We start from the raw sequence: 18,357 nt of genomic DNA, 5'->3' as shown, positions 1-18,357 counted from the left end.
AACATGATTTTCAATAATCTGTAAATATTATAGGAAGGAAAAATTGAATGTCGGTTCAGATCCGCAAAAGGGGCCGACCCAGGGGTCGCGCCGGCGGCCTTGGCGCCGAGGATTCGGGCGGCATCCGGGCGCTGGACCGGGCGCTGGACATCCTCGACCTGATCGCCATGTCGAACGGTTTGACCCTGACCGAGATCGCGCAGCGGCTGGACATGGCGCCGTCGACCGTGCACCGGGTTCTGGTGACGCTGGCGGCGCGCGGCGTGGCGGAAAGCGACAGCCAGAGCCAGGCCTGGCATGTCGGCCCGACGGCCTTCCGCCACGGCTCGGCCTTCATGCGCCGCTCGGGTCTGGTCGAGCGGGCGCGGCCGCTGCTGCGCCAATTGATGGAGGTGACGGGCGAGACGGCGAACCTGGGCATCCTGAACGGCGACGCCGTGCTGTTCCTGAGCCAGGCCGAGACGCATGAGACGATCCGCGCCTTCTTCCCGCCCGGCACCCGTTCGGCCCTGCATGCCTCGGGGATCGGCAAGGCGTTGCTGGCCCATGCCCGGCCCACGGACCTGAAGCGGATGCTGCGAGAAATGCGGCTGGAGCGCTTCACCGACATGACCCTGACCGATCCGCAGGCGCTGCTGGAGGATCTCGGGCAGATCCGCGCCCGCGGCTATTCGCTGGACAACGAGGAGCGGACGCCCGGCATGCGCTGCATCGCCGCGCCGATCTTCGACCTGGCCGGCGAGGCGGCGGCGGGCATTTCGGTCTCGGGCCCGACCCTGCGCATGTCGGATGCGCGGCTGGCGGCCATGTCCGATGCGGTGATCGCGGCGGCGCGTGAGCTCTCTTTCGGCATGGCGGCGCGCAAGGAACCGAAAGAATCGTGATCCATCGCAGGATCGAGGCTGAAATTCTTAAAAAACAATGAAAATCCCGGGAATCTCCATGGCGGTCCGCCCCGGACACGGATTCACATCCAGTTCACACCGGCCGGCCTAGCCTGAGCGCCGAAGTCCGCGACTCTATCCTTTCGGGATCAGGCGCGTGTCCCGCAAGGAGCCTTGGCATGGAAGATCACGGTCCCGATTTCGGCCTGGCGCGCGAGCAGCGCGAGCGGCGGGTGCTGCAGGAAAACGGACCGCAAGATCCCGCCGAAGCCCTGGCCAGCGGGATACCGGATGCCTGCGAAACGCCCAGCCATGTCTATGGTGCCTGCAGCGTCGAGACCTATCGCGCCGCCGGGGCGCTGCACGCCGCGCATCGCGATGCCGGCGGCTTTCTGGACGCGGTGGACCGTTTCGCCACCCCGGATTACTGGCGCCGCGACGCCGCGGTGAAGTCCTGGCTGTATGACCGCGCCGAGATGCGGCATGCGCCGGGCCGCGACATGGATTCGGTGCGGGTGTTCTATCATGCCGGCCATGGCCGTGCGGATGATCGCGGCCTGTTCCATCTGCCGCTGGGCGCGCAGTGGACCGGAACCGATGCCTGCCTGAGCGCGGAGCGGATGCGGTTCGGCGATGACGCGCTGCGCTATCTGTTCTGGTCCACCAGCCAGTCGTTGCAGGTCGGCCCCGACCACGATCCGCTGCGCGGCTGGGGGCGGGCGAATGGCGGGCTGCGGATGATCTTCGGCTTCGACTCGATCTGCTGGGATTCCGGCCGCTACGGCCAGAACTTCTGGCAGCATTGGCGGATGGGCAAGTCCTTTTCCCAATCCTGGCTGGATGGCGCCTGGGATGTCGCGCATGACCAGAGCCCGGTGGCCTGCGCCTGCGGCGAAAGCCGCGACGAGGCGCTGGCCACGCTGTTCGGCGAGCGGCGCTTCCGCGTCGCGCGGGCCTCGACCGAATGGTGGGCCTGGCGCTGGCACATGCCGGCGGCGCTTTACCAGCGCGAGCCGGTGCTGCTGCAGCCGCCGGCGGCGTTCTCGGCCGCGCGGCTGGTGCCGGTTTCCGAGGATCTGGGCCTGGCCGCCGAGGTGCTGTCGCGCATCGGTTTCGATCCGGCGCTGCTGCATCGTCAGGCCGAGGGCGCGCTGGCGGTCCGCCACGGCCGCACCCGTTTCCAGCGACTGGTCGACGGCCGCATCCTGCTGGAGCTGGAGCCCGGCAGCCCCGGCGGCCAGGTCCGCGCACCGCTGCAGCGCCGGGCGATCCTGGGCCGCGCCCGCAGCGCGCTTCGCCGCTACGGCTTCCTGCAGCCGGGCAGCGAATTGCTGTTCGACCGCATCAGCCTGGCGATGTCTGCCACCGCCAGCCTGCGCCAGCAGCCCGATGCGCCGGTGGAAAGCCTGGACGAGATCATCGTGCAATTCCGCCAGGCGCTTGACGGCATCCCGGTGCTGACCCCGGATGCCGGCAGCCTGCGGCTGGCGATGCGGCCGGATGGCACGGTGTTGCGCATCGAATCCACCCTGCGCCGGATTGCCGAGCGGCAGCCGGCCCGTGCCCATCGCGACGGCCAGCCCGACGATCCGCCGCCGCCGGTGCTGGCCGAGGGCCCGCCCGCGCCGCAGCCGCTGTCGATCCAGCAGGCCCTGGCCCAGCGTTCCGCCCGGCTGATGCGCGACCTGGCGGCGCGCGGCGCGGCGCCGCTGACCCTGCGCATCCTGCCGGGCAGCACCGAAATCGGATACGGAATCCGCAGCAACACCATGCGGCTCGTTGCCCGGCAGGGCATCGAGATCGAATGCGTGCGCGGTTTCCGCAAGCGTTACTGGATCCAGTCTGACCTGGGTGACTGAGGATCCGGTAGCCCGGAGGCGGAGGCAGCCGCCTCCGGGCGCAATTCATGGGCGGCCCGGCCGACCGGGCTGGTTAAAGAGGATGGGATGGCGGAGTTTACCCGGGCCGAAATCGTCCGGCGCATCGCGACGATGGGATCCCTGCACCTGGCCGGCTCGGATCTGACCGGGCTGGATCTGTCGGGAATGACCCTGGTGGGGGCGGATCTGTCCTATGCCGACCTGACCGAAGCCGACCTGACCAATGCCCAGCTTTCGGGCGCCAGCCTCTGGTCGGTGCGGGCGGTGGGCGCGCGGTTTCACAAGGCGAACCTGACCGGTGCCAGCCTGGGCCTTGCCGACCTGACCGGGGCGGACCTGCGCGATGCGGTGCTTGAACGCGCCGACCTGACCGGCGCCCGCCTCGACCGGGCCGACCTGACCGGGGCGCGGCTGCGCGGCGCCTGGCTGGATGCCATGCAGCGCGCCCTGGCGATCAGCGCGCCGCCCTTGCGCTATCCGGACCAGCGCGAGCGCGCCACCACCTGCATCCTGCACGAGGGGCATCTGGCCACGCTGGTCTCGCTGCGCTGCGGGGACCGGCTGGAGATGCATCTGCAGACCCCGCCCGACGCCCCGGCGCGGCCCGAGATCGTCGCCCGGCTGGAAGGCGAGCCGATCCTGTCCGGGCCGGAACCCTGCGAGCCCTCGTCCGAGGCCATCCGCATCCTGACCTTTCTCGCCGTGGCGCCCGGCCGCGCCCGGCTGGTGCTGGTTCGCGGCGACGACCGGCCGCCGGTCTCGGTCGAGCTGCTGGTCGTGCCCTGAGCGCCCCCGATCGCGGCCCGGCCCCGGGGCCCCGCCGCAATGCATCAGAGTCCCGAGCGGGTGATTTCCATCAGCCCGGCCATGCGCAGGGTCTTCACCGGATAATCGGGATGCGCCATCAACTCCAGGGTGAAGTCCGGCTCGATGCGGCGCAGATGCCGCAGCGCATCCGCCGCCCCGGCCTCGTCGCCGCGATGATAGCGCAGCGCCGCCAGGAAGCGCAGCGAAGGGCGGTTGTCCGGCGCGAAGGCAAAGGCGGCGGCGGCGGAATTCTCGGCATCGCCCAGCCGACCCAGCCGCACCAGCACCTGCGCCCGGCGCATCAGCCAGCAGGCCGCACCCAGCACCGCCAGCGCCCCGCGCGCGCCGCGCTCGGCCGCCTCCAGCGCCTCCTGGTCGCGGCCCACCTCGGTCAGCGCCTGCGACAGGGCGTGGCAGGCCAATTCGTTGTCGGGGTCGTTGCGGCAGGCGGCCTGTGCCAGTTCCAAGGCCCCCACCGCATCCCGCCGCCACGAGGCCGAAAGCGAGGCCACCGCCAGCACCACCGGGTTGTTCGGTGCCAGCTCGCGCGCGCGGTGGGCGAAATCCTCGGCCTCGTCCGAGCAGCGCCCCGGATCCTCGGTCAGCCGCTCAAGGATCAGCGTGTTGCGCAGATAGGAGCGCAGCGCCAGCCCGACCGCGCTCTGCCGCTCGGGCGGCAGCTCGGCCAGCACCCGGTCGGCCGCCTCCAGCCGCTCGCGCGAATAGCTGAACACGTCCCAGATCGGAAAGGTCAGCCATTTCGCCGAGGCGGTGCGCCGGGCCCGGTCCAGCAGCGCCACGGTGATCTGCGCCACCGCATGGCGCATGGTCGCGGTCTCGTCCGCGGCGCGGATGGTGAAGCGCCGGGTCCAGCCGCGCCGGCCGCTGGGCAGGTCGCGCATCACCACCATCAGCGAACAGTCGATGCCAGCCGAATAGCACAGCGCCACGATCTGGGTGCCCAATTGCGGGGCGGTGTCGATCCGGTCGGCCAGCATCGCCGGGATCATCTCGCAGGCGCGGGCGGCAGCCTCGTTCACGATCATTTCGCCGATCACATGCGCGCGGCTGTCATTGCTTTCGACCGGGTCCAGCGCCACGACATAGCCGCTCGGCAGCGGCTCGGCGGCCGGGCGCAGCAGGGTGCCACCTTCCGGGCGCAACCGCGGCCCGTCGCATTCCGGCATCAGCCGCAGCCGCATGTCGCGCAGCCAGGTTTCAAACTCCGGGTCGGGAATGTCGATGTCGGCGGCGAATTCCAGCGGCGTGCCGCCAGCGTCATAGACCGGCGTCAGGTCGATGCGCAGCCGGTCGGGGTCAAGCCCGACCCAGCCCACGCCGGTCAGCAATATGTCTCTTTCGTCTCCCATCCGGCCACGCAGCTCGCGCAGCATCTGCCGCAGGCTGTCCGAGCCCTGCTGCTTGCCACGCTCGCTCCACAGCAGGTCTTGCAGCCGCGCCCGGCTCAGTCGCAGATCCGGCGCCGTGCCAAGCAAGGTCAGGGCACCACGCGCTTTCTGGCTGCGCGGCGTCAACTCGTTACCAGTCGCGCCACGCAGGCGCACAGAACCCATCAGACTCAGCGTAGCAGGCATGACGACTCGCCGCTTGGCTTCGGGTTGGTCGATTATTAACCATTATTGCTCAACCTCCCGCGAAACAACAGAAACACGCGTCGCCGGATGGCGGGGCAGGGACCGGCACCGCGTTCGCGGGAAACGCCGCCGGATCGCAGCCGATCATTGCCTGTTTGCCCCGCCTGCGCTATCGGGGCGTCAAAGCAAAGGGGACCCCAAGATGACCGAGCGCAATAGCGGCCTGTCCTATGCCGAGGCCGGAGTGGATATCGACGCGGGCAATGCGCTGGTCGAAAGGATCAAGCCTGCCGCCGCCGCAACCCGGCGTCCGGGTGTGATGGAGGGCCTGGGCGGCTTCGGCGCGCTTTTCGATCCGCGCGCCGCCGGCTATCAGGATCCGGTGCTGGTGGCGGCGACCGATGGCGTCGGCACCAAGCTGCGCATCGGCATCGACACGGGCGAACTCGACGGGCTGGGCATCGACCTGGTGGCGATGTGCGTGAACGATCTGGTCTGCCAAGGCGCCGAACCGCTGTTCTTCCTCGACTATTTCGCCACCGGCAAACTGTCGGTCGATGAGGCCGCCCGCGTCATCGCCGGCATCGCCGAGGGCTGCCGGCGCTCCGGCTGCGCCCTGATCGGCGGCGAGACGGCCGAGATGCCGGGCATGTATGCGCGGGGCGATTTCGACCTCGCTGGCTTCGCCGTCGGCGCGATGGAACGCGGCGGCGCCCTGCCGGCCGGGGTGACGGATGGCGACGTGCTGCTGGGCCTTGCCTCGGACGGCGTGCATTCCAACGGCTTCTCGCTGGTGCGCAAGGTCGCCGACCATGCCGGCCTCGGCTGGGATTCGCCCGCGCCTTTCGGCAGCGGCACGCTGGGCCAGGCGCTGCTGGTGCCGACCCGGCTCTATGTCAAGCCGGTGCTGGCGGCGATCCGGGCCGGCGGCGTGCATGCCGCGGCGCATATCACCGGCGGCGGCATCACCGAGAACCTGCCCCGCGTCCTGCCCAAGGGACTCGGCGCCGAGGTCGATCTGGACAGCTTCAGCCTGCCGCCGGTCTTTGACTGGCTGGCCGAGGCCGGCGGCATCGCCGAGGCCGAGATGCTCAAGACCTTCAACGCCGGCATCGGCATGATCCTGGCCGTCGCCGCCGAACGCGCCGCCGAACTGGAGACGCTGCTGATGGGACAGGGCGAGACGGTGGTCCGCCTGGGCCATGTGACGCCGGGCGAGGGCGTGCGCTACAGCGGCCGGCTGCGGTGAAGCGGGTCGCCATCCTGATCTCGGGCGGCGGCTCGAACATGGTGAAGCTGCTCGAGTCGATGACCGGCGACCACCCGGGCCGGGCGGTGATCGTCGGCTCGAACGACCCGCAGGCCGCGGGCCTGGCCCGGGCCGCGGCCCTGGGCGTGCCGACCTTCGCCGTGGACCATCGCCATTACCGGGGCGACCGCCCGGCGTTCGAGGCGGCGCTGCTCGAACCCTTGCTGGCGGCGCAGCCCGACATCCTCTGCCTCGCCGGCTTCATGCGCATCCTGACGCCGGATTTCGTGCAGCGCTTCCGGGGCCGGATGCTGAACATCCACCCATCTCTGCTGCCGAAATATCCCGGCCTGCACACGCATCGGCGCGCCATTGATGCCGGCGATGCCGAGGCTGGCGCCACCGTCCACCTGGTCACGCCCGAACTCGACGCCGGCCCGATCCTCGGCCAGGCCCGCGTCCCGGTGCTGCCCGGCGACACGGCCGAAACCCTGGCCGCCCGGGTGCTGGTGCAGGAGCACCGGCTCTATCCCGCGGTGCTGCGCCGCTTCGCCCAGGGCGACCAGACCCCGATCACCCTGACCGCGGCCTGAAAATAAAGGCGCCAATCCGCGCCTTTCGCCGTTTTCCAAATACCCTGGGGGTGCGGGGGCAACGCCCCCGCGCCGCAAAAGCTCCGTGCTACTTCTCGGGCACCAGCCCGCGCGGCGCGAAGCGCAGCACCAGCAACAGCACCAGACCCAGGGCGATGAAGCGCATATGCGGCGCACTGCCCAGCATGTGACTGCGGAACGCGCCTTCGGGCAGCGGCAGGGTGATCACCCGCATCAGCTCGGGGCCCCAGACCTCGGCCTTGATCCACAGGAACCAGATCAGGATCGCGCCCAGCACCGCGCCCCAGTTGTTGCCCGAGCCGCCGACGATCACCATGACCCAGATCAGGAAGGTATAGCGCAGCGGGTTGAAGCTGTTGGGCGACAGCAGCCCGTCCAGGGTGACCATCATCGCCCCGGCCAGGCCGATCACCGCGCTGCCGATGACGAAGATCTGCAGGTGCCGCCGGGTGACGTTCTTGCCCATGGCGCCGGCCGCGGTCTCGTTGTCGCGGATGGCGCGCATCATCCGGCCCCAGGGCGATTTCAGCGCCAGTTCGGCCAGCAGGATCAGCGCCAGCAGCACCGCGGTGAACAGCCCGGCATAAAGCAGCTTGACCCAGATCCCCGAGGCCAGCCCCGGGCTCAGTCCCCATTCGGCGGCCCGCGCCACGAAGCCGGGATCGGCCTGCAGGTTCACCTCGTAGGGCACCGGGCGCGGGATGCCCGACATGTTCTTGACCCCGCGCGACAGCCATTCCTCGTTGCGCATCACCGCGACGATGATCTCGCCGATGCCCAGGGTGGCGATGGCGAGATAGTCCGAGCGCAGCCCCAGCGCCACCTTGCCGACGCCCCAGGCCGCGGCCGCCGCCATCAGCGCCCCGACCGGCCAGGACAGCAGCACCGGCCAGCCGAGCCCGCCGATATTGCCCGCCGCGGCGGAATTGTTGGCCTCGATCGCGGCGACGGCCGGATCGAACAGGTAACGGTAGAGCACGAAGCCGAAGCCCAGCACGGCGATCAGCGCCAGCACCCGCAGCCGGCCCGGCACCCGCCTCCAGACCTGCGCCGCCAGCACCAGCGTGCCCAGGCCCACGGCCAGCGCCAGGATCACCCGCGGCCCGCCCGCCGCCCAGGCGCCCTGCACCGGCGGGGTCGAGACCAGCACCGGCGCCAGCCCCCCCAGCGCCAGGAAGCCCACGACCCCGGCGTTGAACAGGCCGGCATAGCCCCATTGCATGTTGACCCCCAGCGCCATGATGGCCGAGATCAGCCCCATGTTCAGGATGCCGAGCGCGGTGTTCCAACTGCCCGAGAACAGCGCGTTGCGGAAGGTCCCCTCGGCCAGGAACAGTGCGGCCAGCACCAGAAACAGCACCGGCGCGCGCCAGGCGCTGTGGGCTTCGGCTTGACGTGTATTCGACATGATGAAGCCCCCCTCAGATGGTTTTGCCACGGAACAGGCCGGTCGGCCGGAACAGCAGCACCACGATCAGGATCACGAAGCTGACCGCGAATTTGTATTCAGTCGAGAGCAGTTGCAACATGCCCTCGGACTGGAAGCCCAGATAGGCGGCGATCTTCTTCCAGGGATAGGTCACCGCCACCTCGGAAAAGGCGACGATGAAGCCGCCCGCAACCGCGCCCAGCGGATTGCCCAGCCCCCCCACGATGGCGGCGGCGAAGATCGGCAGCAGGATCTGGAAATAGTTGAAGGCCTTGAAGCTCTTGTCGAGCCCGTAAAGCGTGCCGGCCGTCACCGCCAGCGCCGTGGCGATGATCCAGGTCAGCCGCACCACCCGCTCGGGGTCGATGCCGGAGAGCAGCGCCAGATCCTCGTTGTCGGAATAGGCCCGCATCGCCTTGCCGGCGCGCGAGCGGCTCAGGAAACGGAACAGCGCCCAGCAGGCCAGCACGGTGACGACCAGCGTGATGGCCTGGCTGACACGCAGCGCCAAGCCTTCGTTGAGCCCGGTCCAGGCCTTGAACTGCTGCACCGTAATCAGGAAGCGGGCGCCGTCGTCGAAGCGGATCTCGTCCACGCCGATCACCAGGCGGGTCAACCCGTTCATGATGAACATGACCCCGACCGAGGCCATGACCAGGATGATCGGGGCCGAGCGTTTCCGGCGATAGAACCGATAGACCGCGCGGTCGGTGCCCAGCACGAAGACCGAACACAGCGCGATGCCGATGGGCAGCGCCAGAAGCGCGGTCGGCACCGGACCCAGGTCGATGCCGATGGCCTGCAGCCCCCAGGTCACCAGGATCACCAGCGCCGTGCCGAAGGCCATGGTGTCGCCATGGGCGAAGTTGGAAAAGCGCAGGATGCCATAGATCAGCGTCACCCCCAGCGCGCCAAGCGCCAGTTGCGCGCCGTAGGAGGCGGCGGGAATGACCACGAAGTTCAGCACGGCCACCAGGGCGTTCAGGATGTCCATGGTCAGCCCCCCAGAAAGGTGCGGCGGACCTCGGGATCGGCAAGAAGCGCCTGTCCGCTGTCCGTGTAACGGTTGGCGCCCTGCACCAGCACATAACCGATATCGGCGATCTCCAGCGCCTGGCGGGCATTCTGTTCCACCATCAGGATGGAGATGCCGGTGCGGGCGACCTCGATGATGCGGTCGAAAAGCTCGTCCATGACGATGGGCGACACGCCCGCCGTGGGCTCGTCCAGCATCAGCAGGCTGGGCTTGGTCATCAGCGCCCGGCCGACCGCGACCTGCTGGCGCTGGCCGCCCGACAGCTCGCCGGCGTTCTGGCGGCGCTTGTCGGCCACGGCCGGGAACAGTTCATAGACCTGGGCCAGCGTATCGCGATAGTCGTCGGTGCGGATATAGGCGCCCATCTCCAGGTTCTCCTCGACCGTCATGGTCGGGAAGATGTTGTGGGTTTGCGGCACGAAGCCCATGCCCTTGCGCACCCGTTCCTGCGGGGTCAGCGCGGTGATGTCCTCGCCGCCCAGGGTCACGCTGCCCTCGCGCAGGTTCAGCATGCCGAAGACCGCCTTCATCGCGGTGGATTTGCCGGCGCCGTTCGGCCCGACGATCACCGCGATCTGGCCCGTGTCCACGGTCAGGGTGCAGCCGTTCAGGATGTCGGCCTTGCCATAGCCGCCGCGCATGTCGGTGGCAGAGAGATAGGGTCGCGTCATCACAGCCCCCCCGCCGGCTTGCCATCGCCGCCCTGGCCGGCCTCGGCCCCCAGGCCGGGCTGGGCGCCATGGCTTTCGCCAAAGGCGCTTTCCTCGGCGACCTCGGCCGCCACCTTGTTCTTCAGGCCGGTGCCCAGATAGGCCTCGATCACGGCCTCGTTCTTCATGATGCTGTCGGCCGAGCCCTCGGCCAGCACCTTGCCCTGGGCCATGACGATCACCGGATCGCAAAGCCGGCCGATGAAATCCATGTCATGCTCGATGACGCAGAAGGTATAGCCGCGCTCCTTGTTCAGCCGCACGATGGAATCGCCGATGGTGCCCAGCAGCGTGCGGTTCACGCCGGCGCCGACCTCGTCCAGGAACACGACCTTTGCGTCCACCATCATGGTGCGGCCCAGTTCCAGAAGCTTCTTCTGCCCGCCGGACAGGTTGCCGGCCTTTTCATCGGCGACATGAGAAATGGTCAGGAATTCAAGCACCTCGTCGGCTTTCCTGCGCAACGCCCGCTCTTCCTCGCGGATGCGGCCGCGACGGAACCAGGTGTTGACCAGCGTTTCGCCGCATTGCCCGCCGGGAACCATCATCAGGTTCTCGCGCACGGTCATCGAGGAAAACTCATGCGCCAGTTGGAAGGTGCGCAGCAGGCCCTTGTGGAACAGTTCGTGCGGCGGTAGGCCGGTGATGTCCTCGCCCGCCATGGTCACGCGGCCGGCGGTCGGTTTCAAAACACCGGCGATCACGTTGAAAAGGGTGGATTTTCCGGCGCCGTTCGGGCCGATCAGCCCGGTGATCGAGCCGGTCTCGATGGTCAGGCTGGCGCCGTCCACGGCGCGGAAGCCCCCGAAATGTCGGTGCAGGTCATGGACCTGAATCATGTTGCTCCCCAGCTTCATGCCTTGCATGAAGATTTCCCATTAAGGGATTGTTGTATTTTGAAGAAGGGGCCCGGATTTCACCGGACCCCCTCGCGATAGCCTGCCGTTCAGCGGAAGCCGACCACGTTGAGCTTGCCGCCCTTGAAGTCCACCTCGCGATAGACGCCGGCGCTTTCGCCCGGCTCGACCAGCTCGACCGAGGTGGCGCCGACATAGTCGATATCGGTGCCGGCCGCGAGCAGCTCCAGCCCCTTGGCCAGCTCGCCCGGATAGATCTTCTCACCCGGCGCGTTGGCGATCTCCATTACCTTGTCCTTGTAGACCTTGGGGTCCGAGGATTTGGCGGCCTGCATGGCCAGCAGCATCAGCGAGGCGGCGTCATAGGATTCGCCGGCATAGGCCGAGGTGCCGTCGAAGCCCGCCGCCTTCGCCAGTTCGGCGAACTTGTCATGGCCTTCGCCCTCGGCCGAGGGGTTCTGGCCGAACGAGGTTTCCAGCTGGGCGCCGAACTTCTCGACCAGCACGTTGTTGACCATGCCGTCGGGCAGCACGAAGGTGTCGAAGGCGCCGGTGTCGAGCGCGCCCTGGATCACGCCCGAGCCGCCCTGATCGGCATAGCCGGCCACGACCAGCGCATCGCCGCCGGCGGCGGCCAGCGCCGCGACCTCGGCGGAATAGTCGGCCTTGCCATCGTCATGCGCCGATACCACGGTCACGGTGCCGCCCTTGGCCTTGAAGGCCTCGGCGAAGCTGTCGGCCAGCCCCTTGCCGTAATCGTTGTTGGTATAGGTCACCGCCACCGACTTGATGCCGCGCTCCAGCACGATGTCGGCCATCACTTCGCCCTGGCGCGCGTCCGAGGGCGAGGTGCGGAAGAAGAAGCCCTTGTCGTCGATGGTCGAAAGCGCCGGCGAGGTGGCCGAGGGCGAGATCATCACCACGCCCTGCGGCACGCCGACCTGCTCCAGCGAGGCGATGGTCTCGCCCGAGCACATGCCGCCCATGACGCCCTTGACGCCCTCGGCGGTGACCAGTCGGGTGACAGCGGCGACCGAGGCGGCCGCGTCGGTGCAGGTGTTGTCGGCGACCACCGGGGTCACGGTCGAGCCGTCCAGCAGCTTGCCGCTGTCGCTCACTTCCTTCATCGCCAGCTCCGCGCCCTTCTGCATGGCGGGCGAGATCGACTCCAGCGGCCCGGTCAGGCCCAGCGAGATGCCCATCTTGATCTCCTCGGCACCTGCGGCGCCGGCAAGCAAGGCTCCGGCGGCACTGGCAAGAAGAAGCTTTTTCATTCCTAGTCTCCCTGAGTGGAACGTTGTCCTGTCAGACAGGTTATAAGCGCGCCGTCGAAAAGAAAAGCGGCTTGGAGACTGCACATTGCGGCAGATCGCGCGGTTGAAGCCGCGCATCTGCCGTCCCCCTACCGGCCGGCGGCTTCTCTTTGCCGATAGGGTGTGCTGCCGAAGGTTGCGCGGTAGCATTTTGAGAAATGGGCGGTGCTTGCGAAGCCGCAGGCGAGGGCGATCTCGATCATGCTCATCTCGGTCTGGACCAGCAGGTGGCGGGCGCGCTCCAGGCGCAGCTCCATGTAATAGCGCTTGGGCGAGCGGCCGAGATGGCGGGCGAAGAGCCGTTCGAGCTGGCGCGGCGACAACCCGGCCTCGGCGGCCAGCAGCGCCGGGCTGATCGGGTCCTCGATATGCGCCTCCATCCGGGCCAGCACCTGGGCCAGCCGCGGGTGGCGGGCGGCGATGCGGGCGGGCGCGGCCAGGCGCTGGTCGTCCTGCTCGGAGCGGATGGCGGTGTGGATCATCTGGTCGGCCACCCGCCCGGCCAGGTCCTGGCCGTGGTCGCGGGCGATCTGGCGCAGCATCAGGTCGATGGCGGCGGTGCCGCCGGCGGCGGTCAGGCGGTTTCCGTCCTCGACGAAGACGGTGCGGATCAGGGTGGCGTCGGGGAATTTCTCGGCGAAACCGTCCTGGTTTTCCCAATGGATGGTGCAGCGGCGGCCGTGAAGCAGCCCGGCCTCGGCCAGCACCCAGGCCCCGGTGCACAGCGCGCCGATGCGGGTGCCGCGCCGGGCCTCGCGCCGGAGCCAGGCCAGCACCGGGCGGGTGGCGGCGCGGGCGATGTCGAGCCCGCCGCAGACCAGCACGGTATCGCCGCGCGCGGTGTCGGCAAGCCCGCCGTCAAGCATGACGCGGGCGCCGTTCGAGCAGGCGGCGGCGCCCTGTTCTGCGGCCTGTTCTCCGGCCTGTTCGCCCACCAGCCGCCAGTCGTAGAGCGTCCGTCCGGCCAGGCGGTTGGCCAGCCGCAGCGGCTCGATCGCCGCGGCGAAGGAGACCAGGGTGAAACGGTCCAGAAGCAGGAAGACATAGCGCTGCACAGCCGGCGCGGCAGGCGGTGGGGGCGGGGCGGGGGAAGGGGGGACTGCTGGATCCTGATCTGGCATGGCGGTCGCACGTCTGCTGTCGCGGCAGATCAGCAGGCAATGCCGGCGCGCGCAAGGCTTTTCCTTTGCCCCCGCAGCCTCTATATGGCGATCACCGATCACATGAAGGATAGGATCATGGCACCGATGCATTCCAGTTCCGCGACCCCGGCAAAGGCATGGGACAAGCGTGGCTGGCGCGCCTATCCGCGCGTCCAGATGCCGGACTATCCCGACCAGCCCGCCGTCGTCGCCGTCGAGGCGCAATTGGCCAAATACCCGCCGCTGGTCTTCGCCGGCGAGGCGCGTCGGCTGAAGGGCTCGCTGGGCGAGGTCGCGGCCGGCCGCGCCTTCCTGCTGCAGGGCGGCGACTGCGCCGAGAGCTTCGCCGAATTCTCGGCCGACAACATCCGCGACACCTTCAAGGTCATGCTGCAGATGGCGGTGGTGCTGACCTGGGGCGCGCAACTGCCGGTGGTCAAGGTCGGCCGCATGGCCGGGCAGTTCGCCAAGCCGCGGTCAACCCCGACCGAGCTGCTGGACGGGCAGGAGCTGCCCAGCTATCGCGGCGACATCATCAACGGTTTCGATTTCACCCCCGAGGCGCGCATTCCCGATCCGCAGCGCATGCTGTCGGCCTATACACAGGCCGCGGCCTCGCTGAATCTGCTGCGCGCCTTCTCGACCGGCGGCTATGCCGACATGCATCGGGTGCAAAGCTGGATCAGCGATTTCACCGGCGGCGATGAAGCCGCACGCTATCGCGACATCGCCGACCGGATCAGCGACGCCATGGCCTTCATGGCCGCCGCCGGCGTGACCTCGGAAACCGCGCATGATCTCGGCAAGGTGGATTTCTACACCAGCCATGAAGCCCTGCTGCTGGAATACGAGGAGGCGCTGGCCCGCATCGATTCGACCACCGGCCTGCCGGTCGCGGGTTCGGGTCACATGATCTGGATCGGCGACCGCACCCGTCAGGTCGACGGCGCGCATGTCGAGTTCGCGCGCGGGGTGCAGAACCCGATCGGGCTGAAATGCGGCCCCTCGATCAGCGACAGCGACCTCAAGGCACTGATCGCCAAGCTGAACCCGGAGAACGAGCCGGGCCGGCTGACGCTGATCGCCCGCTTCGGTGCCGGGGCGGTGGGCGACCACCTGCCGCGCCTGATCAAGGCGGTGCGGGACGAGGGCGCGAATGTCGTCTGGTCCTGCGATCCGATGCACGGCAACACCATCAAATCGGCCTCGGGCTACAAGACCCGGCCGTTCGATTCGGTGCTGCGCGAGGTGCGCGAGTTCTTTGCCGTCCACCGCGCCGAGGGCACCATCCCCGGCGGCGTGCATTTCGAGATGACCGGCCAGGATGTGACCGAATGCACCGGCGGCGTGCGCGCCGTCACCGACGAAGATCTGTCGGACCGCTATCACACCGCCTGCGATCCGCGGCTGAACGCCAGCCAGTCGTTGGAACTGGCCTTCCTGGTGGCCGAGGAACTGCGCAACCGCCGCATCAACGGCTCCAAGCACGCCAGGGCAAGCTGAGCGGGCGCAGGGCGCGAGCACGGATCGGGCGGTGGGGGCAGGGCCCTTGCCGCCCTTTTTCGTGCCGTCGTCAGAAGCGGCCGCCGCGCGGCCGGGGCGGCGGCACGCCCTGGATGACGTGGAACCGCGCCCGGCGTTCCTCGGGCGTCGCGGGCTCGGACGGGCGGGGCTCGGCGGGCAGGCTTGCCTGCCAGCGCGCCGGCGCTTCGTCGAACCCCGGGTGCGAGGGCGAAGGCTCCAGCACCCTGGCGCCGGGGATGACCGGGAATTGCTGGTCGCCGACCAGGTCGAAGCGCCGCGGACTCTGGCCAAGCTTGCCGTCGCTGATCAGGCAGCCCAAGGCCCGCGTCACGTCGCCCAGATCCGAGCGCAACGGCAAGAGCAGCATCCCGCCGCGCAGTCCGGGCCGGCCGTAGGAGGCAGGGGACTCAAGCGCGATCTCGGCGATCTGCGGGCCGCGGAAGACGCTTTCCAGCACGTCCGACAGCCGGCCGCGCGAACTGGTGTTCAGGAAGGCGCAAAGCGGCATGCCGCGCACCTCCATGCCCATCAGGTCGATCAGGTGCCGCCCGGCCAAGCGAAAGCGCGCCGCACCCGGCGCGATGCGTTCCAGAATGAAGGCATAATCCAAGGCCCGGCGAATGCCGCGCGGCTCGACATCGCCGCGGGCGGGAATGGCGCGGCCATGGCGCAGCCCTTCCCAATAGCCGCGCAGCTCGCCCAGGATCCGGTCGATCTGCACCGGTTCGTAATCCGCCAGGTGCAGCAGCTTGCCCTGGCTGCAGCCCGGCCGCTTGGGCGGACAATCCCCGTCCTGACCGTGATCCTGCGCCATCGCCCGGGCCTTACCTGCTTACCTGGAAAAACAAACTCCTGCAGGAAATCTAAACCCTTCCTCGATCTTTTCCGAGAGAATTCTCGGCCGATGGTTAAAATCCGCCGTCACCGCGCGTCGCCGCGGGGGCGGGGCTTGACCCGGCTGGCGGGCGAGGCCATTCAGGCGGCGCGAGGCACGGCAGGGGACATGAGCATGGTTCTGGAGCGCAGCGGACTTCTGGTGATCCTGTCCTCGCCCTCGGGGGCGGGCAAGTCGACGCTGGCGCGGCGGTTGATGGACTGGGACCGCGAGCTGCGCTTTTCCGTCTCGGCCACCACCCGCAAGCCGCGGCCCGGCGAGGTCGAGGGCGAGCATTACTATTTCCGCAGCACGGACGAGTTTCGCGCCATGGTCGCGGCCGGCGAGATGCTGGAACATGCCGAGGTCTTCGGCAATTTCTATGGCACGCCGCGCGGCCCGGTCGAGGCGGCGATGCGCGCCGGACGCGACACGCTGTTCGACGTCGACTGGCAGGGCGGCCAGCAGATCCGCGCCTCGAGCCTGGGAAAGCATGTGATCTCGATCTTCGTGCTGCCGCCCAGCCTGACCGAGCTGGAGCGCCGCCTGGTCTCGCGCGGGCAGGACGCGCCCGAGGTGATCGCCACGCGGATGCGGAAAAGCCGCAACGAGATCAGCCATTGGGCGGAATATGATTACGTGATCGTCAATGACGACCTGGACCGCAGCGCCGAAACTCTGATCACCATCCTGAAGGCCGAGCGGCAGCGCCGCGACCGGCAGGTCGGCCTTGGTCCCTTTGTTCGCGCCCTGATGGAGGAGGAAAGCGCATGATCTGGGAACTGGACGGCATCGCGCCGAAGATTGCCGCGGACGCCTGGGTGGCGCCGGATGCGCAGCTGATGGGCAAGGTGGTGCTGGAGCCGGGCGCCAGCGTCTGGTTCGGCGCCGTGCTGCGCGGCGACAACGAGGAGATCCGCGTCGGCCGCAACGCGAACGTGCAGGACCTGACGGTCTGCCATACCGATATCGGCTATCCGCTGACCATCGGCGCCAATTGTACCATCGGCCACCGCGCCATCCTGCACGGCTGCACCATCGAGGACGGGGCATTGATCGGCATGGGGGCGATCATCCTGAACGGCGCGCGCATCGGCGCCGGCTCGCTGATCGGGGCCGGGGCGCTGATCGCCGAGAACAAGGTGATCCCGCCCGGCTCTCTGGTCATGGGGGCGCCCGGCAAGATCGTGCGCGAGCTGGACGACATCGCCCGGGCGCAGCTGCTGAAATCGGCCGAGGGCTACAGCCGCAACGCCGCGCGCTATCGCAAGGGCCTGACCCAGGCCTTCGAGGGATGATGGAGGCGCGGCTTCACGCATTGTTGCGGGCAGTGCCGGTGCCGATGCTGGCCGTGGACCGGCAGGCGCGCATCGTCGGCGCCAATGAACTGGCCGAGGCGCTGTTGGGGCCGACGCCAAGCGGGCGGCCCTTCGTCACCGTGCTGCGCCACCCCGAGGTGAATGCCGCGCTGGACGCGGTGCTGTCCGGCCAGGACCGGGCGCGGCTGACGCTGACCCTGGGCGCCGCCGAACGGCGCGTCTTCTGCGAGGTCACGGTGACGGCGCTGGACGCCCCGGGCTTCAGCGGCGCGGCGGTGGCGATCGAGGACCGCTCGCGCGACGAGGAGACCGAGCTGATGCGGCGCGATTTCGTCGCCAATGTCAGCCACGAGCTGCGCACGCCGCTGACCGCGCTGATGGGCTTCATCGAGACGCTGCGCGGCCCGGCCCGCAACGATGCCGCGGCGCGCGACCGCTTCCTGGACATCATGGAGCGCGAGGCCGGCCGCATGAACCGGCTGATCGCCGACCTGCTGTCCCTGAGCCGCGTCGAGCAGGACGAACGGCGGCGGCCGGCGCAGGGCATCGAGCTGGCGGGGCTGCTGCGCGGCGTGGTGGCGACGCTGGCCCCGGCGGCCGCGGCGGCGGGTGTGCGGCTGGATCTGCTGGGCGCCGAGGGCCAAGTGCCGCTGCCCGGCGATGCCGACCAGCTGGTGCAGGTGTTTCACAACCTGATCGAGAACGCGGTGAAATATGGCGGCACCGGCGGCGTCGTCACGGTGACGCTGGAGCATCTGGAGCATGAGCCGGTGCTGCGCGGCCCGGCCTGGTCGGTAAGCGTCGCCGACCGGGGCGAGGGGATAGATCCCCAGCACCTGCCGCGACTGACCGAACGCTTCTACCGGGTGGACACGCATCGCTCGCGCGAGCAGGGCGGCACCGGGCTGGGGCTTGCCATCGTCAAGCATATCATCAACCGCCATCGCGGCCGGTTGCGGATCGAAAGCCATCGCGGCGAGGGCAGCCGCTTCACCGTCCTGCTGCCGCAGAAGATCGGGCGGATCTGAGGCCTGCGCGGCTTTGCCGGAATGTCGCGCGGGTTTACCGGTTGTAAGGGATTCTCGTGTTCTCTGAAAGTTCTCGACATGACGTGAGGACTGAAC

The 18,357-nt window shown here is 68.9% G+C and carries 17 protein-coding genes; 9 read left to right on the top strand and 8 right to left on the bottom strand.

What is annotated here, in order from left to right:
- Positions 1-47: 47 nt before the first annotated feature.
- The 3 genes from bhcR to NBE95_RS09770 all read left to right on the top strand — a co-directional run bounded on the left by bhcR (position 48) and on the right by NBE95_RS09770 (position 3,550).
- On the top strand, positions 48-884 hold the full coding sequence (gene bhcR, locus NBE95_RS09780; RefSeq protein WP_289893701.1) for an HTH-type transcriptional regulator BhcR: 837 nt from the start codon (positions 48-50) through the stop codon (positions 882-884).
- A 179-nt stretch (positions 885-1,063) separates the two neighbouring features.
- Positions 1,064-2,743: a DUF6345 domain-containing protein gene (locus tag NBE95_RS09775; RefSeq protein WP_289893700.1), complete on the top strand. Its 1,680-nt coding sequence runs from the start codon at positions 1,064-1,066 to the stop codon at positions 2,741-2,743.
- Positions 2,744-2,830: 87 nt separating this feature from the next.
- Positions 2,831-3,550 carry a pentapeptide repeat-containing protein gene (locus NBE95_RS09770; protein ID WP_289893699.1) on the top strand — a complete coding sequence of 240 codons (720 nt, stop codon included), beginning with the start codon at positions 2,831-2,833 and terminating at the stop codon, positions 3,548-3,550.
- Positions 3,551-3,594: 44 nt separating this feature from the next.
- Here the strand turns inward: NBE95_RS09770 and NBE95_RS09765 are convergent, their stop codons facing one another.
- Positions 3,595-5,145, bottom strand: coding sequence for an SARP family transcriptional regulator (locus NBE95_RS09765; RefSeq protein WP_289893698.1), 1,551 nt, complete (start codon positions 5,143-5,145; stop codon positions 3,595-3,597).
- Between the two features lie 223 nt (positions 5,146-5,368).
- Between NBE95_RS09765 and purM the strand changes: the two genes are divergently transcribed.
- Positions 5,369-6,415, top strand: coding sequence for a phosphoribosylformylglycinamidine cyclo-ligase (gene purM / locus NBE95_RS09760; protein WP_289893697.1), 1,047 nt, complete (start codon positions 5,369-5,371; stop codon positions 6,413-6,415).
- On the top strand, positions 6,412-7,008 hold the full coding sequence (gene purN / locus NBE95_RS09755; protein ID WP_289893696.1) for a phosphoribosylglycinamide formyltransferase: 597 nt from the start codon (positions 6,412-6,414) through the stop codon (positions 7,006-7,008). The genes purM and purN overlap by 4 nt, the downstream gene beginning before the upstream one ends.
- Positions 7,009-7,096: 88 nt before the next feature.
- On the opposite strand, the gene NBE95_RS09750 is transcribed toward purN, so the two are convergent.
- From NBE95_RS09750 to NBE95_RS09725, 6 genes are all read right to left on the bottom strand, one after another.
- Positions 7,097-8,437: a branched-chain amino acid ABC transporter permease gene (locus NBE95_RS09750; RefSeq protein ID WP_289893695.1), complete on the bottom strand. Its 1,341-nt coding sequence runs from the start codon at positions 8,435-8,437 to the stop codon at positions 7,097-7,099.
- 13 nt (positions 8,438-8,450) lie between these two features.
- Complete coding sequence (locus tag NBE95_RS09745) at positions 8,451-9,452, bottom strand: branched-chain amino acid ABC transporter permease (RefSeq protein WP_289893694.1); 1,002 nt, start codon at positions 9,450-9,452, stop codon at positions 8,451-8,453.
- A 2-nt stretch (positions 9,453-9,454) separates the two neighbouring features.
- Positions 9,455-10,165, bottom strand: coding sequence for an ABC transporter ATP-binding protein (locus NBE95_RS09740; RefSeq protein WP_289893693.1), 711 nt, complete (start codon positions 10,163-10,165; stop codon positions 9,455-9,457).
- Positions 10,165-11,043 (bottom strand): ABC transporter ATP-binding protein, encoded by an 879-nt coding sequence (locus NBE95_RS09735; RefSeq protein ID WP_289893692.1) that lies wholly within the window; start codon positions 11,041-11,043, stop codon positions 10,165-10,167. Before NBE95_RS09735 ends, NBE95_RS09740 begins: the two co-directional genes overlap by 1 nt.
- Before the next feature lie 107 nt (positions 11,044-11,150).
- Positions 11,151-12,335: an ABC transporter substrate-binding protein gene (locus tag NBE95_RS09730; RefSeq protein WP_289893691.1), complete on the bottom strand. Its 1,185-nt coding sequence runs from the start codon at positions 12,333-12,335 to the stop codon at positions 11,151-11,153.
- Positions 12,336-12,463: 128 nt separating this feature from the next.
- Complete coding sequence (locus tag NBE95_RS09725; RefSeq protein WP_289893690.1) at positions 12,464-13,495, bottom strand: GlxA family transcriptional regulator; 1,032 nt, start codon at positions 13,493-13,495, stop codon at positions 12,464-12,466.
- A gap of 117 nt (positions 13,496-13,612) precedes the next feature.
- Here NBE95_RS09725 and NBE95_RS09720 point away from each other — a divergent pair, with 117 nt between their 5' ends.
- Entirely contained in the window at positions 13,613-15,019 is a 1,407-nt protein-coding gene (locus tag NBE95_RS09720; protein WP_289893689.1) for a class II 3-deoxy-7-phosphoheptulonate synthase, read from the top strand.
- 70 nt (positions 15,020-15,089) lie between these two features.
- Here the strand turns inward: NBE95_RS09720 and NBE95_RS09715 are convergent, their stop codons facing one another.
- Positions 15,090-15,854 carry a PAS domain-containing protein gene (locus NBE95_RS09715; RefSeq protein WP_289893688.1) on the bottom strand — a complete coding sequence of 255 codons (765 nt, stop codon included), beginning with the start codon at positions 15,852-15,854 and terminating at the stop codon, positions 15,090-15,092.
- Positions 15,855-16,055: 201 nt separating this feature from the next.
- On the opposite strand from NBE95_RS09715, the gene gmk reads away from it, so the two are divergent.
- From gmk to NBE95_RS09700, 3 genes are read left to right on the top strand one after another with little or no spacing between them, the layout of a single operon-like run.
- Entirely contained in the window at positions 16,056-16,688 is a 633-nt protein-coding gene (gmk, locus tag NBE95_RS09710; RefSeq protein ID WP_289894870.1) for a guanylate kinase, read from the top strand.
- Positions 16,685-17,212 (top strand): gamma carbonic anhydrase family protein, encoded by a 528-nt coding sequence (locus NBE95_RS09705; protein WP_289893687.1) that lies wholly within the window; start codon positions 16,685-16,687, stop codon positions 17,210-17,212. Before gmk ends, NBE95_RS09705 begins: the two co-directional genes overlap by 4 nt.
- Positions 17,209-18,261: an ATP-binding protein gene (locus NBE95_RS09700; protein ID WP_289893686.1), complete on the top strand. Its 1,053-nt coding sequence runs from the start codon at positions 17,209-17,211 to the stop codon at positions 18,259-18,261. Before NBE95_RS09705 ends, NBE95_RS09700 begins: the two co-directional genes overlap by 4 nt.
- Positions 18,262-18,357: the final 96 nt, after the last annotated feature.

Source organism: Paracoccus sp. TOH, from assembly GCF_030388245.1.
In the GTDB taxonomy this organism is placed as follows: domain Bacteria; phylum Pseudomonadota; class Alphaproteobacteria; order Rhodobacterales; family Rhodobacteraceae; genus Paracoccus; species Paracoccus simplex.
Note: the sequence above shows the minus strand (reverse complement) of the source record. Positions and strands in the feature narration are given on the sequence as shown.

Bases quoted from the DNA above. Each gene is read 5' to 3' on its own strand.
- bhcR (WP_289893701.1), top strand. From the start codon at position 48: ATGTCGGTTCAGATCCGCAAAAGGGGCCGACCCAGGGGTCGCGCCGGC.
- NBE95_RS09775 (WP_289893700.1), top strand. From the start codon at position 1,064: ATGGAAGATCACGGTCCCGATTTCGGCCTGGCGCGCGAGCAGCGCGAG.
- NBE95_RS09770 (WP_289893699.1), top strand. From the start codon at position 2,831: ATGGCGGAGTTTACCCGGGCCGAAATCGTCCGGCGCATCGCGACGATG.
- NBE95_RS09765 (WP_289893698.1), bottom strand. From the start codon at position 5,145: ATGGGTTCTGTGCGCCTGCGTGGCGCGACTGGTAACGAGTTGACGCCG.
- purM (WP_289893697.1), top strand. From the start codon at position 5,369: ATGACCGAGCGCAATAGCGGCCTGTCCTATGCCGAGGCCGGAGTGGAT.
- NBE95_RS09750 (WP_289893695.1), bottom strand. From the start codon at position 8,437: ATGTCGAATACACGTCAAGCCGAAGCCCACAGCGCCTGGCGCGCGCCG.
- NBE95_RS09745 (WP_289893694.1), bottom strand. From the start codon at position 9,452: ATGGACATCCTGAACGCCCTGGTGGCCGTGCTGAACTTCGTGGTCATT.
- NBE95_RS09740 (WP_289893693.1), bottom strand. From the start codon at position 10,165: ATGACGCGACCCTATCTCTCTGCCACCGACATGCGCGGCGGCTATGGC.
- NBE95_RS09735 (WP_289893692.1), bottom strand. From the start codon at position 11,043: ATGATTCAGGTCCATGACCTGCACCGACATTTCGGGGGCTTCCGCGCC.
- NBE95_RS09730 (WP_289893691.1), bottom strand. From the start codon at position 12,335: ATGAAAAAGCTTCTTCTTGCCAGTGCCGCCGGAGCCTTGCTTGCCGGC.
- NBE95_RS09725 (WP_289893690.1), bottom strand. From the start codon at position 13,495: ATGCCAGATCAGGATCCAGCAGTCCCCCCTTCCCCCGCCCCGCCCCCA.
- NBE95_RS09720 (WP_289893689.1), top strand. From the start codon at position 13,613: ATGGCACCGATGCATTCCAGTTCCGCGACCCCGGCAAAGGCATGGGAC.
- NBE95_RS09715 (WP_289893688.1), bottom strand. From the start codon at position 15,854: ATGGCGCAGGATCACGGTCAGGACGGGGATTGTCCGCCCAAGCGGCCG.
- NBE95_RS09705 (WP_289893687.1), top strand. From the start codon at position 16,685: ATGATCTGGGAACTGGACGGCATCGCGCCGAAGATTGCCGCGGACGCC.
- NBE95_RS09700 (WP_289893686.1), top strand. From the start codon at position 17,209: ATGATGGAGGCGCGGCTTCACGCATTGTTGCGGGCAGTGCCGGTGCCG.